10 protein-coding genes and 1 tRNA gene are annotated in these 13,379 nt (G+C 39.6%); all 11 read left to right on the forward strand.

Going from position 1 to position 13,379, the window contains the following annotated elements:
- The 11 genes from PLZ15_13690 to purH all read left to right on the forward strand — a co-directional run bounded on the left by PLZ15_13690 (nt 1) and on the right by purH (nt 13,375).
- On the forward strand, nt 1–2,292 hold the full coding sequence (locus PLZ15_13690) for a PBP1A family penicillin-binding protein (protein HOI30795.1): 2,292 nt from the start codon (nt 1–3) through the stop codon (nt 2,290–2,292).
- Between the two features lie 46 nt (nt 2,293–2,338).
- Nucleotides 2,339–2,422, forward strand: a tRNA-Leu gene (locus PLZ15_13695).
- An 85-nt stretch (nt 2,423–2,507) separates the two neighbouring features.
- Complete coding sequence (gene hpnC, locus PLZ15_13700) at nt 2,508–3,404, forward strand: squalene synthase HpnC (protein HOI30796.1); 897 nt, start codon at nt 2,508–2,510, stop codon at nt 3,402–3,404.
- Nucleotides 3,391–4,236, forward strand: a complete 846-nt coding sequence (hpnD, locus tag PLZ15_13705; protein ID HOI30797.1) for a presqualene diphosphate synthase HpnD — start codon at nt 3,391–3,393, stop codon at nt 4,234–4,236. The genes hpnC and hpnD overlap by 14 nt, the downstream gene beginning before the upstream one ends.
- Nucleotides 4,236–5,519 carry a hydroxysqualene dehydroxylase HpnE gene (hpnE, locus tag PLZ15_13710; GenBank protein HOI30798.1) on the forward strand — a complete coding sequence of 428 codons (1,284 nt, stop codon included), beginning with the start codon at nt 4,236–4,238 and terminating at the stop codon, nt 5,517–5,519. Before hpnD ends, hpnE begins: the two co-directional genes overlap by 1 nt.
- 75 nt (nt 5,520–5,594) lie before the next feature.
- Nucleotides 5,595–6,899, forward strand: coding sequence for a citrate (Si)-synthase (locus PLZ15_13715; protein HOI30799.1), 1,305 nt, complete (start codon nt 5,595–5,597; stop codon nt 6,897–6,899).
- Nucleotides 6,900–6,968: 69 nt separating this feature from the next.
- Nucleotides 6,969–7,916 carry a lytic transglycosylase domain-containing protein gene (locus PLZ15_13720; GenBank protein HOI30800.1) on the forward strand — a complete coding sequence of 316 codons (948 nt, stop codon included), beginning with the start codon at nt 6,969–6,971 and terminating at the stop codon, nt 7,914–7,916.
- A gap of 97 nt (nt 7,917–8,013) precedes the next feature.
- Nucleotides 8,014–9,636, forward strand: a complete 1,623-nt coding sequence (locus tag PLZ15_13725; GenBank protein HOI30801.1) for a CTP synthase — start codon at nt 8,014–8,016, stop codon at nt 9,634–9,636.
- A 1-nt stretch (nt 9,637) separates the two neighbouring features.
- Nucleotides 9,638–11,137 carry a DUF3808 domain-containing protein gene (locus tag PLZ15_13730; protein ID HOI30802.1) on the forward strand — a complete coding sequence of 500 codons (1,500 nt, stop codon included), beginning with the start codon at nt 9,638–9,640 and terminating at the stop codon, nt 11,135–11,137.
- 95 nt (nt 11,138–11,232) lie between these two features.
- Nucleotides 11,233–11,844, forward strand: coding sequence for a phosphoribosylglycinamide formyltransferase (locus tag PLZ15_13735; GenBank protein HOI30803.1), 612 nt, complete (start codon nt 11,233–11,235; stop codon nt 11,842–11,844).
- A gap of 13 nt (nt 11,845–11,857) precedes the next feature.
- Nucleotides 11,858–13,375: a bifunctional phosphoribosylaminoimidazolecarboxamide formyltransferase/IMP cyclohydrolase gene (purH, locus tag PLZ15_13740; protein HOI30804.1), complete on the forward strand. Its 1,518-nt coding sequence runs from the start codon at nt 11,858–11,860 to the stop codon at nt 13,373–13,375.
- Nucleotides 13,376–13,379: the final 4 nt, after the last annotated feature.

Below are 13,379 nucleotides of genomic sequence, written 5' to 3' on the forward strand. Positions count from 1 at the left end.
ATGAACAATCAGGCTCATAATTCTAAAGCTCCCTTAAAAAAGAAGAAAAGGAAATCCTGGCGTTATATTTTCCTCTTCATCGGTTTTATTTTAATTGCTGCCTCTATACTATTTATGCGTTATATTTTCGACGGCCTTCCTTCTCTGGAACAACTTGAAAATCCGCGCCAGCAATTAGCCAGCAACGTTTATAGCATCGACGGCGAACTGATAGGACAGTTCTTCAATGAAAACAGGGTGGAAGTAAGCGTAGACAGCATTCCGCAGCATGTTATTAATGCGTTGATTGCTACGGAGGATAAAAAGTTCTATAGTCACTGGGGCGTGGATGTAGAACGTTTTATTAAGGCGATGTTTAAAACGGTTTTCTTATTTAAAAGGGAAGGCGCAAGCACAATTACACAGCAGCTTGCAAAAAACCTTTATAAACTGAAATCCCGTAACGAAACTTCCGCTGGTACTGTCGTTAGAAAAATTCAGGAATGGATTACCGCTATCCAGATCGAGAAAACTTATACTAAGAGAGAAATTCTCGAGATGTATTTCAATATCTCTTGGTTTGGCCATAGTGCTTATGGTATAAGTATGGCATCCAAAGTCTACTTCGATAAGAGTGTTAAAGATCTTACGGTATCCGATGCCGGTGTTCTTGTTGCCCTCCTTAAATCCGCTGTAATATATGACCCTTTCAATAAATATGATAATGCGTTTAGAAGAAGAAATCTTGTTCTGTTCAATATGATTGAAGATGGTTTCCTGTCAAAAGAACAATACGATAAACTGAAAATTGAACCGATAAAATTATCATATAAAAAAATTGAAGAGGGTATAAAAGGTACTATCGCGCCTCACTTTGTAGAGTATGTCCGTCAGCAGATGACAAAACTCGCGGAAAAATACGGATACGATCTCTATCAGGACGGATTGAATATCTATACAACTCTCGACAGCCGTATGCAGAGAATTGCTAACAAAGCAGCCGAGCTTCATCTCAATGAATTCCAGAAACAGTTCGATAAATCATGGAACTGGAATAATTATAAAGGTGTGCTCGGAGAACTGATTGATAAATCGATTAAGCAGAGAATAGAATATAAATCGGCTTCTACTCAGGATGAAAAGCGGATTGTCTATAACCGCCTGAGAAATAATTCTGCTTTTATTGATTCATTAAAAAAAGTCGGTGAAAAAATTGAAGTCGGTTTCGTCGCACTCGATGTTAAAACAGGTCAGATCAAAGCAATGGTTGGCGGAAGGGATCAGAAATTCTTATACGGACTCAATCACGTTACTCAAATACGCCGGCAGCCGGGATCATCATTCAAACCGGTTGTTTATTCTGTTGCTATTGATAACGGTCTTTATCCTGCCTACCCGATAATGAACCAGCCGTTCGATTATAATGGGTGGAGCCCGAGAAACTTCGATGGCAAATTTGGCGGATTTACAACTCTAAGGGATGCCCTCAAGCATTCCGTAAACGTTGTTGCGGCAAGACTTATAATTGAAGATTACGCCCCGATGTGGAAAATTATCAGATTTGCAGAGAAGATGGGTATAAAAAGTAAGCTCGAACCTTATCCTTCTATTGCCCTCGGTACATCTCTTGTTACTCCTTTGGAGATGACCTCTGCGTTTGCTACTCTGGCAAATCATGGTATTTATAACGAACCGATCTCAATACTCAAAATTGAGGATAAGGATGGGGTTCTGATCGACCGGTTTACAAATCAGACATTTGAAGCAATTCCTGAAGAAACTTCCTACATTGTTACTGATATGCTTAAATCCGCAATCGACGAAGGAAGCGGAGCCGGCGCAAGGGCCCGTTACAATTTCCAGCGGCCGGCTGCAGGTAAGACCGGTACTACACAGGATTATGCGGATGCCTGGTTCATCGGCTATACTCCTCAAATTGCTGCGGGTGCCTGGGTCGGTTTCGACGACCAGCGAATTTCCTTTACAGGTGATTACGGACAGGGTGCCAGAGCAGCTATGCCTGTCTGGGCTATCTTTATGCACGATGTATATGAACAGCTTCAGCTTCCGATGGAAGACTTTGCACCTCCGTCAAACGGAAATGTCGTTCCGGTCAGATTCTGCAGGGAATCGATTTATGAACTGGGGGATCCGAAACTCTATTCCAATGACTGCCGTACCGGAGTATTGGTAGATATCATGAACATAAGGGATATGCCGGCATCCTTCGATGCTTTCAGGGATACAACGATGAAGATATTCGACCGTTATTCTGTTAAAGATACGTCACATGAAGCAAGAGAAATAAGGTAGTTTTTGTATCTCTTGAATTTTGTTTATAATTTTGCACTGCTTAAATGCCCGGATGGCGGAATTGGTAGACGCGCTAGCTTCAGGAGCTAGTTGTCGCAAGGCAGTGCAGGTTCGAGTCCTGTTCCGGGCACAATTCAGCATCAAGATTTTGTTCACTTGACCCTGTGACTTCTCTTCAGTTCCTTTTCAATTTTCCTTTATGAAAGAATCCTTAAATGGATAAAAACAATATTACGGATTCAGATATTCAGATAGCCTATTCAAGAGCAATCCGCTTTACCAGATCCCATTACGAAAATTTTCCTGTCGTCTCTCTTTTTATTCCCGAAAAAATTAGAAAAGATGTTGCCGTGGTTTACCAGTTCGCACGTCAGGCGGATGATATTGCCGATGAACCGCTGGAATCTCTTCCGGATAATATTTCCGGAGAAAAATTCAGAATTGAAAAACTTGGCTTATTTAAAAATGAACTTGATGCATGCCTTAAGGGGGAGTACTCGTCGGAATTCTGGGCGGCATTTCACAAAACAATCCTGACTTATCAACTCGATCCTAATAGCTTTTATGATCTGCTGAGTGCTTTTGAACAGGATGTTGTGAAAAAGAGATATACGGATTTTAAGGAACTGCTCGATTACTGCAGGCGCTCTGCTAATCCGGTTGGCAGAATTATTCTGCAACTATTTGGAATAAAAGACAGCAATGCTTATAAATATTCCGACGCAATTTGTACTGCCTTACAGCTTACAAATTTTTACCAGGATGCTGCAGTTGATTATGAGAAGGGAAGAATCTATATACCTTTGGATGAATTGGAGAAATTCGGTGTACTTGAAAATCTGTTTGAGTTGAAAAAAAATAATACTAATTTTATAGCGCTGTTAAAATATCAGGTCGGTAGAGCACAGAAGTTATTTGATGATGGAAGGAACCTGCTTCCGCTTCTTCCGGACCGTCTTTACAGGCAGATTCAACTGACGATTCTCGGCGGTGAAGCAATGCTGAGAAAAATTGAAAAAATAAATTATAATGTGCTTCAGTTTCGGCCAAAGCTTAATAAATTTGATCTGATCAACCTTTTAATCAGTGCATATTTAAATGGCAGAAGATAATTCAAAACAAATAGCGAAAGAAAGCAAAAGCAGTTTCTATTATGCTTTCAGTCTACTGTCTCCTCAGAAAAGAGATGCTATGAATGCTGTTTATGCTTTCTGCAGAAAAACTGATGATATTGTTGATGAGGATTACGGCCCTGATGACCTTAAATATGAAAGACTCCGGAAGTGGAGAATAGAATTTGAAAAATCTCTATCTGGCAAATCCGATTATCCGTTGTTAAATAAAGTCGCTGCAATTATAAAACAGTTCAACATACCTCTCGAGCATTTCTTCGAACTGATCATCGGTATGGAAATGGATCTCAAACGCAAACGCTACCTTAGCTTTGACGACCTTGTTGAATACTGTTACCGGGTTGCCTCAACTGTCGGTTTAATGTGTATAGAAATCTTCGGCTATAAGAATAAATCGACCAGGGATTATGCCGTTAATCTGGGACTGGCAATGCAGCTTACAAATATTATCAGGGATGTGGGTAAAGATTCCGAAGCCGGAAGGATTTATATCCCGCAGCAGGATCTGAAAAGATTTTCTTATTCGGAAGACGAGCTTCTGGCTAAAAATTATAATCCGAATTTCCGTTCACTTATGACTTATGAAGCTGAAAGGGCCAGGCATTATTTTTCCAGGGCGAATGAGTCTCTCGATTTTGAAGACAAACCTTCAATGTTTCCTGCCCGAGCTATGCAGCATATCTATACCAACCTGCTTCAGAAAATTGAAAAATCTGATTACGATGTTCTAAATAAACGCATTAAAGTCGGCAAAGTTGAAAAAGCGGCAATATCAATCGGGGTATGGGCTAAATACAGTCTAGTATACTAATGAAAAAATCTCTGGTGATTGGTGGCGGATTCGCCGGATTGTCTGCAGCGGTTTACCTGTCTAATAAAAATCATAGTGTCACTCTCTTCGAATCATCTCCAAAACTTGGCGGTCGTGCATACTCACTTCTGAATCCTGAAACCGGTTCCTACTACGATAACGGTCAGCATATAATGATGGGCTGTTACAAGGAAACACTCGCATTTCTTTCTCTTATAAATGCATGTCATCTGCTTGAAAAACCTGATTCACTCTCAATCACTTTTGTAAAAAAGAGGGGGGGGATTTATAAACTTTCCGCGTCTTCACACTACTATCCGTTTAATCTGCTTAAAGCGCTATTAAACTTTAGAGCACTCCGTTTTAAATCCAGGATAAAAATCATCGATCTGTTTCTTGACCTTGTCTGTTGTTATTCGTGCGACCTGAAAGGTAAAACAATTAAAGAATGGCTTCTTGATAAAAGACAGACCGATGAAGCAATAAGAGATTTCTGGGGGATTATTGCAATAGGTGCTTTAAATACCGGGATAGAACGCGCTTCCGCGCCAATCTTTGCCTCTATTCTGAAAAGAATTTTTTTTGACGGGACTGAATCTTCTGCAATAATTTTAGCCAAATCAGGATTGAGCGAATTATATGTTAATCCCTCGCTCGATTATCTTAATGTAAAAGGTGCTGAAGTTAAATTATCTGAAAGAGTGATTAGATTTCATACCGAGCAGAATAAAATTACGAAAGTCATAACTAACCGGGCCACTTATGATAATTTCGATTTCATTATTTCAGCGGTACCAGCATATTCGCTAAGACAGATATTGCAAAGTTCATCAATTGAGAATGTCCGGATTCCCGAACTGGAATACTCATCAATTCTTAATGTCCATCTATGGCTTTCGGAAAATCCTTTTTCTGAACCCTTTTACGGATTTCTGGACGGCGAAATTCACTGGCTCTTCAACCATGGCAGTCACATCTCTTTAACAATCAGCGGAGCCGACCGTTTTAATGACCTTACAGAGGAAAAAATTCTTGAAACAATATATTCGGATTTAGAGATATTTTTCGCTATTTTCAAATCAAGTTTAGTTATTGATTATAAAATCATAAAAGAAAAAAGAGCAACCTTCATTCCCGATATGAAATCAATTGAATTGAGAAATACCATTAAATCTGAAATTAATAATCTGATTCTTGCCGGTGATTGGACTAATACTGAATTACCGTCTACGATTGAAAGCGCGGTCTTAAGCGGCCGCATTGCTGCCGATTCTGTTGATTGATTATTTTTACGGACATTTACTTATTTCTGATTATATATATAAATAAATCTAATTCTAATTTATCACGGAGGGATTATGTCCGGATTAAAACAAAAGCTTCAAGAAAAAATTCAGCTTGAAAAACCTCGTACCGAAAAACTGGTTAAGGAGTTTGGTAATGTTAAAGTAGACGAAGTTAACATTGGTCAGATTATCGGAGGAATGAGGGATATTAAAAGCCTTGTTACGGATGTCTCCTATCTCGATCCTCATGAAGGAATTCGTTTCCGCGGTTTGACTATTCCTGAGGTTTTTGAGAAACTACCCAAGGTTCCCGGCAATGAAATGCCGTCAGTTGAAGGCTTCTTTTATTTTCTTCTGACCGGTGATATGCCGACAGAAAAAGAAGTTGAGGAAGTAAGTGAAGAATTTAATTCCAGGAAGAAAATTCCGGATTATGTCTTCAATATTTTGAAATCAATGCCTGCTGATTCTCATCCAATGACTATGTTCTCAGCTGCAATTCTTTCGATGAATAAAGATTCAATCTTCGTTAAGAAGTATCATGAAGGCGTAAAGAAGAATGTCTATTGGGAGTATTATTACGAAGACGCTATGAATCTTCTGGCAAAACTTCCTGAAATTGCGGCATTTATATATAGACTTAAATATCGTAACGGTAACATTATTCCTCCGGATCCGAAATTAGATTTCGGCGGAAACTTTGCTCACATGATGGGCATAGCCAAACCGTACGACGAAGTTGCAAGAATGTACTTTATTCTTCACAGCGATCATGAAAGCGGTAACGTCAGCGCTCATACAGGTCATCTCGTCGCAAGCGCTCTATCAGATATGTACTATGCTATCAGTGCGATGTTAAATGGCCTGGCCGGTCCTCTGCACGGTCTTGCAAACGAAGAGGTTCTTCGCTGGCTCCACGGTGTTATGGATTCCATGGGAGGCAAAGTTCCTACAGAACAGGAAATGAAGAACTTTGTTTATGAAACTTTGAAAACGGGTGTTATCCCCGGATTCGGACATGCGGTTCTAAGGAAGACAGATCCCCGGTATATGGCGCAGAGAGAATTCTGCCTCAAACATCTGCCCGATGATACTCTGTTTAAATACGTCGATCTTCTCTTCAAAGTAGTTCCTCCAATTCTTTTAGAGCAGGGAAAAGCCAAGAATCCATGGCCGAATGTTGATGCTCAATCCGGCGTTATTCAGTGGTACTACGGTGTAAAGGAATATGAATTCTATACGGTTCTCTTCGGTATCGGAAGAGCTCTCGGTGTTTGCTCCAATATTATCTGGGCAAGGGCTCTCGGATATCCGATCGAAAGGCCGAAATCCCTTACTACCAAAATGCTCGAAGATGTTGCCTTCGGTAAGAAATAATTGTTCCTAATCGATTAATCTGAAAGGGTGAACTTCTGGTTCGCCCTTTCTTTTTTTATAATAGAAAATATGGATAGAAAACTGGTGTATGTTATTGGATCCCTGATTGTTTTCGTTATAATCAGCGGTATCATAATTATTCAAAAAATTTCATCTTTGGAAAAGGAAACTCCGAGAGAAGTAATTGTTCACATGGAAAAAGACCATCGGGAATTAATCCCTTCTATTCCGGATAAAATGGATTTTTGCGGAGAAGCAGTTCCGTTTCAGGATTTTGATGTTTTAGAAAGAATGGAGAGAGAACTGCTTGTAAACGCGCATTGGTCCTCCTCGACAATTCTTAATATTAAAAGGGCAAACAGATGGTTCCCGGTAATTGAACCGATTCTAAAACGATATGGAATACCCGACGATTTTAAATACCTTGCAGTAATTGAAAGTAATCTGACGAATGTTGTTTCCCCGGCGGGTGCTGCGGGTTTCTGGCAGTTAATGGCCCCGGTTGCAAAGGAATACGGTCTCGAAGTGAACGATAAAATTGATGAAAGATTTAATATTGAGAAAGCAACTGTTGCCGCATGCCGTTATCTTGAAAAAGCTTTTAATAAGTACGGAAACTGGACAATGGCTGCGGCATCCTACAACTTCGGAATGAACGGTATAGACAAACAGATTGGCCGTCAGAAGTCGCGTAATTATTATAACCTTTATCTGGTGGAAGAAACCAACAGGTTTGTTTTCAGACTTCTGGCCATAAAGGAGATCCTCTCAAATCCCGGTAAATATGGCTTTTTTATTGAAGAAGATCAGCTTTATAAACCGATTGCAACAAAAGAAGTGATTGTAAAAAGAGAGATTAAAGACCTGGCCGGTTTTGCTTCCGCGCAGGGTATTAATTATAAAATACTAAAAATTTTCAATCCCTGGCTGCGCGATAATCATCTTCCTAATCGTTCCGGTAAAGCATACTCTGTTTTAATACCTCTTGAAAGTGAAATTGAGTTAATTGAGGAATAAATAAATATTAAAACAATTTTAAATGAATCATAGAGATATTCAGATTTTTTTTTATTTTTGATTCCAACTTTTTCTATCCAAAAAAAATTGATCAGACATGCCCTTCAAAAAGAAAGTTAAGTATATATTCGTTACCGGTGGTGTTGTTTCCTCTCTTGGTAAAGGAATTACCGCCGCTTCAATTGGACTGCTTTTAAAACTTCGCGGCTACAGTGTAACAATTCAAAAGTTCGATCCTTACATAAACGTTGATCCCGGTACTATGAATCCTTTTCAGCACGGCGAGGTTTATGTTACAGACGACGGCGCGGAAACAGATCTTGATCTCGGTCACTACGAAAGATTCCTCGATGTTGATATGTCCAGGGCTAACAACACTACAACCGGACAGGTTTACAACGAGGTTATAACGCGTGAAAGAAGAGGGGATTTCCTCGGTGCTACCGTCCAGGTTATTCCCCATATCACCGATGAAATTAAAAGAAGAATGAAACATCTCGGTGACTCCGGCAAGTACGACATCATTATAACAGAAATAGGCGGTACTGTTGGCGACATTGAATCGCTTCCATTCATCGAAGCGATGCGCCAGATTATGCTCGAAATGGGACGTAAGAATGCCATAAGTGTTCATGTAACACTGGTCCCCTATATCTCATCTGCCGGTGAAATGAAAACCAAACCGACACAGCACAGTGTAAAAAATCTTCTTGAACTCGGAATCCAACCTAATATTCTCGTCTGCAGATCAGAAGGAAAACTTGCTAAGGAAATTAGAGAGAAAATTGCTCTTTTTACGAACGTTCCGTCAGAAGCTGTCTTTTCCGCACACGATTGTTCAACAATTTATGAAGTCCCGCTTGTTCTATTTAATCAGAATTTGGACCGTGTTATTCTCGACCGTTTAAAACTGCCCGATATAAATATTCACCTTGATGAATGGAGCAGATTTGTTGAGTCGATAAAGCATTCTGAAGGGGTTCTTAAGATCGCTGTCTGCGGAAAATATATTGAAAATAAGGATGCTTACAAGAGCATTTCCGAAGCTTTTGTACATGCCGGTGCCGAGAACGGTGTTAAGGTTTCTGCGGATTTTATAAGCGCGGAAGAGATTGAAGATAAAGGCGCGGATTCTATTCTTAAAAATTACGACGGACTTCTTATACCCGGAGGTTTCGGTGAAAGAGGAATTGAAGGAAAAATCTCCGCAATTAAATATGCCAGGGAAAATAAAATTCCGTTCTTCGGAATTTGTCTGGGACTTCAATGTGCTGTTATTGAGTATGCCCGTAATGTTTGCGGATTGAAAAAAGCAAACAGTGCCGAGTTTACTAAAAATAATTCGTTCAATGTTATCCATATTATGCCTGAACAGATTAAAGTTAAGATTAAAGGCGGATCGATGAGGCTCGGTGCTTATCCTTGTATCCTTAAAAAGAAAACTCTCGCATATGATGCTTACAGAAAACCCAAAATCTCTGAAAGGCACAGGCATCGTTACGAGGTTAATAATAAATTCCGGGATCAGCTTGAATCGAAAGGAATGGTTTTCAGCGGGCTCTCCCCTGATGGACAATTAGTTGAGATGATTGAAATTTCAGACCATCCCTGGTTCGTAGGATGCCAGTTTCATCCGGAATTAAAATCAAGAGCCACAAACGCGCATCCGCTTTTCAGAGAATTTATTAAAGCTGCTTTAGAGTTTTCGAAAAGGAAATAAATTGAAAAAGTATTTTATAATCTCGCTCCTTCTCTTTCTTCTGATTCAGAATTGTGTTATTCCCCAGGGATTACAATCCTTAGTCAATCAGGGTCTTGCTAAAGCATATAATATGGAGCTTGAAGCTGCGGAAAAAATCTATAACAGGATTATCGACCAATACCCAGAAGAACCGCATGGATATTATTTGATTTCTCAGATCTATTACTGGACATATCTGGGATCGAAGGATAAAGGTGAATACCAGGTCTTCTCCCGCTTCGCAGAATTGGCCGAAGAAAAAATAAACAGAATACTCGATCAGGATGAGAAGAATGTCCGGATTACTTATATGGCGGGGAATCTGGCATCTTTCAGGGCTATGGCTAATGCTACTCATGAATCTTCAGTGGATGCATTCTGGGCAAGCAAAAATGCCGTTAGCAATCTTGAAAAAGCTCTGGAACTTAATCCGAAATTTTATGACGCATATCTCGGTTTGGGTCTTTTCGACTATGCTATGAGTTTCGTCCCGGAGTTTTTAAAGTGGGCGGTTAATCTGACAGGATTAACTTCGGATAAAGAGCGCGGACTCCGTTACATTAAGCTTGCTTATAACAAAGGCACATCGGGTACTACGGAAGCCGCATTTCATCTATCAAAAATTTATACCGATTACCTTGCCGATTATGATAGCGCCTACTTCTATATCCAGCAGATAATTCCTAAATACCCTAAGAATACTCTTTTCCATTATCAGTATGCAGTCTCCTTGATAAAGGGAAAAGAACTCGATAGAGCTATCCAGCCGCTGAATACGGTTATCCGTCTTAATAATAAAAGATTCCCTCAGGTAACTGCACTGGCGCATTACAGGAAAGGGGAAGTCTATTTTAAAAAGAATCAGTTCAAGTCGGCAATTAAAGAATATGAATTATTCCTCGATCTCTCCAAAGACCTCGATTTTACAGGCATCGCAGCACTTAATATCGCGCTCAGTCATAAGATGCTCGGTAATGAAGAAGAATATAAGAAATACATCAATCTCGCCTCCGACGGTAATCCGGATCTCTACGAGGATTCCTATGCTCAGCTCAAAAGCGAAATCTTTTCGAATCGCGAAGTTGATGAAACGGATCTGAAACTGGTTCGTTTTAAAAATATGATCGATAGCGGCCGAAGCAAGTCTGCATACGATTCATTAAAAGTATTGATTCCTTCAATTGATAATAATGATCAGAAGGGTCTTGCGCTTGCTTATTTGAGCGAATCGGCTTTCAATATTAAGAAATATCCCGAATCGGTTGACGCTGCCGAAATGATCCTTACTTTGAGGTTTGTTAATGAAAAATGGATGATTCCTTATTCATTTTATATTCAGGCACGTGCTAATTGGGTCGTCGGCGCTAAAAATGAAGCAAGAGAGTTAATTGCCAGAGCCGAATCCGAAAACAAGTACGAGAAACAGGACTATCTTCAGTCTCTCGTCGAAAACCTTAAAAGAAAACTAAAACGTCCCTGAGTGTAAGAAAATCTCCGTTTCCCTCAATATTTCCAGAGGTTTTGATTGATTATTGATTGCGATTTCGATAATTTTTTGCGCAAATTTGAAAAAATATGTTGAAGATAGCCGTTTTTGTTTCGGGAAGAGGATCTAACCTTAAATCTGTTTTTAATAAAGTTCCAAAAGAGAAACTTCGGATTTGCGCAGTAGTTAGTGATAAACAGGATTCCGCCGCTCTCGGTTTTGCCGTCGATAATAAAATCCAGGTTTATCTTGTCAGTGAAAAAATTAAAGAAGGTTTTGTTGATTACAACTTTCTCTTAAATGAATTTAAAAAAACTTCAATTGATTTGATTGTTCTTGCCGGATTCTTAAAAAAAATTCCGGATAGTTTTGTTGATTCATTTGAAAACAGAATAATAAATATTCATCCCGCTCTTCTTCCTAACTACGGCGGGAAAGGTATGTACGGATTGAATGTTCATAAAGCGGTTTTCGAAAATAATGAAACCGTTTCCGGCGCTACTGTCCATTTTGTCGATAAAATTTATGATAACGGTAAAATAATTTCCCGGGAAAAAATTGATATCAGCGACTGCAAAAACCCGGTGGAAATTGCAGAAAGGGTACTGAAAATTGAACATGAGTTACTTCCGTTTGTTGTTGAAAAATTTGCCGATGGGAAAATAAAAATTGTTAATGAAGAAGTGAGCATTCTTGAATAATGCCGGAGATGTTTTGAAGAAGATTGCAATTATAAGTGTTTCATATAAGAGAAATATCGTTGAATTCGCAAATGAATTAAGTCAACTCGATTATCAGATTCTTGCTACCGGGAACACCGCCAGAATATTAACTCAGAACAGAATTGAATGTACCGAAATAAGTGATTTTACTTCATTCCCTGAAATCTTCTCCGGAAGGGTGAAAACTCTTAATCCGAAAATATTCGGAGGAATTTTAATGCGTCGCAGCAACCCCTCTGATATTAAAGAAGCAGGAGAAAATAATATTCTGCCGATCGATATTGTTTGTGTTAATCTGTATCCTTTCCCGGAAGTGGTTAAACGCTCTGATATCTCTCACGAGGAGAAAGTTGAGAATATCGACATCGGCGGCCCGAGTCTTATTAGAGCCGCTGCTAAGAATTATGAGTATGTGTCTGTCCTAACCAATCCGGATCAGTATGCCAGCTTTCTCGAAAAATTAAAAACAGGAAAAGTTGATCTCGCAACCCGTAGAGAACTTGCCTACGCTGCTTATTCCTATACTTCATATTATGATACACTGATTGCAAATTACTTTGAAGAAAATTTTGGTTATCCTAAAACAGAATTGCGTCTGAATTTCAAATCATCATTCAACCTGAGGTACGGAGAGAATCCTCATCAGAATGCCTTCCTTTACGGCGATTTTACTGAATACTTCGAAATTCTCCACGGCAGGGAATTATCCTATAACAATATTGTAGATCTTACGGCTGCCGTCGATCTTGTAAACGACCTCGATACTAACGGTTGTGTTATAGTAAAGCATACAAATCCTTGCGGGGCTGCAATCGGAAACGATGTGTATGATGCATACGAAAAGGCTCTTTCATGCGATCCGGTCTCGGCTTTCGGCGGTATTGTTGCATTTAACGTGGAAGTGGATCAGAAAACCGCTGAAAAACTAAATGATATTTTCCTGGAAATAATCTGTGCGCCCTCCTATTCCGAAAAAGCTTTGCAAATACTTGGTCTAAAGAAAAACCGGAGATTGGTAAGAGTTAAGAAAAATCCTTCCTCAAATGAACTGGAACTTAAACACATCCCTGGCGGAATTCTTGCTCAGACAAAAGATAATTCCAGAATAGAAGAAATTGAGTTGAAACTTGTAACCGAAAGAGAACTTACAAAATCGGAACTGACGGATCTCAAATTTGCATGGGTTATTTGCAAGCATACGAAATCGAACGCTATTGTATACGTGAAAAATAAAAAAGCAATAGGCGTTGGTGCCGGACAAATGTCCCGTATCGACTCAGCTAAAATTGCTGCTGAAAAAGCTAAACAGTTCGGCCATGATTTGAATGGAGCCGTAGCCGCAAGCGATGCCTTTTTCCCGTTCCCCGACGGACTTCTCGAGATAGCTTCTCATGGAGTTACCGCGGTTATTCAGCCCGGCGGTTCGGTTAAGGATGAGGATGTAATTAAAGCCGCAAATGAAAAAAATATTTCAATGGTATTTACCGGTATTAGAAACTTTAAACACTAAGAGG

The sequence above is a fragment of the Melioribacteraceae bacterium genome (assembly GCA_035362835.1).
In the GTDB taxonomy this organism is placed as follows: domain Bacteria; phylum Bacteroidota; class Ignavibacteria; order Ignavibacteriales; family Melioribacteraceae; genus DSXH01.

What these genes read in the sequence shown, in the direction of transcription:
- PLZ15_13715 (HOI30799.1), top strand. Translation starts at nt 5,595, where the DNA reads ATGTCCGGATTAAAACAAAAGCTTCAAGAAAAAATTCAGCTTGAAAAA.
- hpnE (HOI30798.1), top strand. Translation starts at nt 4,236, where the DNA reads ATGAAAAAATCTCTGGTGATTGGTGGCGGATTCGCCGGATTGTCTGCA.
- PLZ15_13725 (HOI30801.1), top strand. Translation starts at nt 8,014, where the DNA reads ATGCCCTTCAAAAAGAAAGTTAAGTATATATTCGTTACCGGTGGTGTT.
- PLZ15_13720 (HOI30800.1), top strand. Translation starts at nt 6,969, where the DNA reads ATGGATAGAAAACTGGTGTATGTTATTGGATCCCTGATTGTTTTCGTT.
- hpnD (HOI30797.1), top strand. Translation starts at nt 3,391, where the DNA reads ATGGCAGAAGATAATTCAAAACAAATAGCGAAAGAAAGCAAAAGCAGT.
- PLZ15_13735 (HOI30803.1), top strand. Translation starts at nt 11,233, where the DNA reads ATGTTGAAGATAGCCGTTTTTGTTTCGGGAAGAGGATCTAACCTTAAA.
- hpnC (HOI30796.1), top strand. Translation starts at nt 2,508, where the DNA reads ATGGATAAAAACAATATTACGGATTCAGATATTCAGATAGCCTATTCA.
- PLZ15_13690 (HOI30795.1), top strand. Translation starts at nt 1, where the DNA reads ATGAACAATCAGGCTCATAATTCTAAAGCTCCCTTAAAAAAGAAGAAA.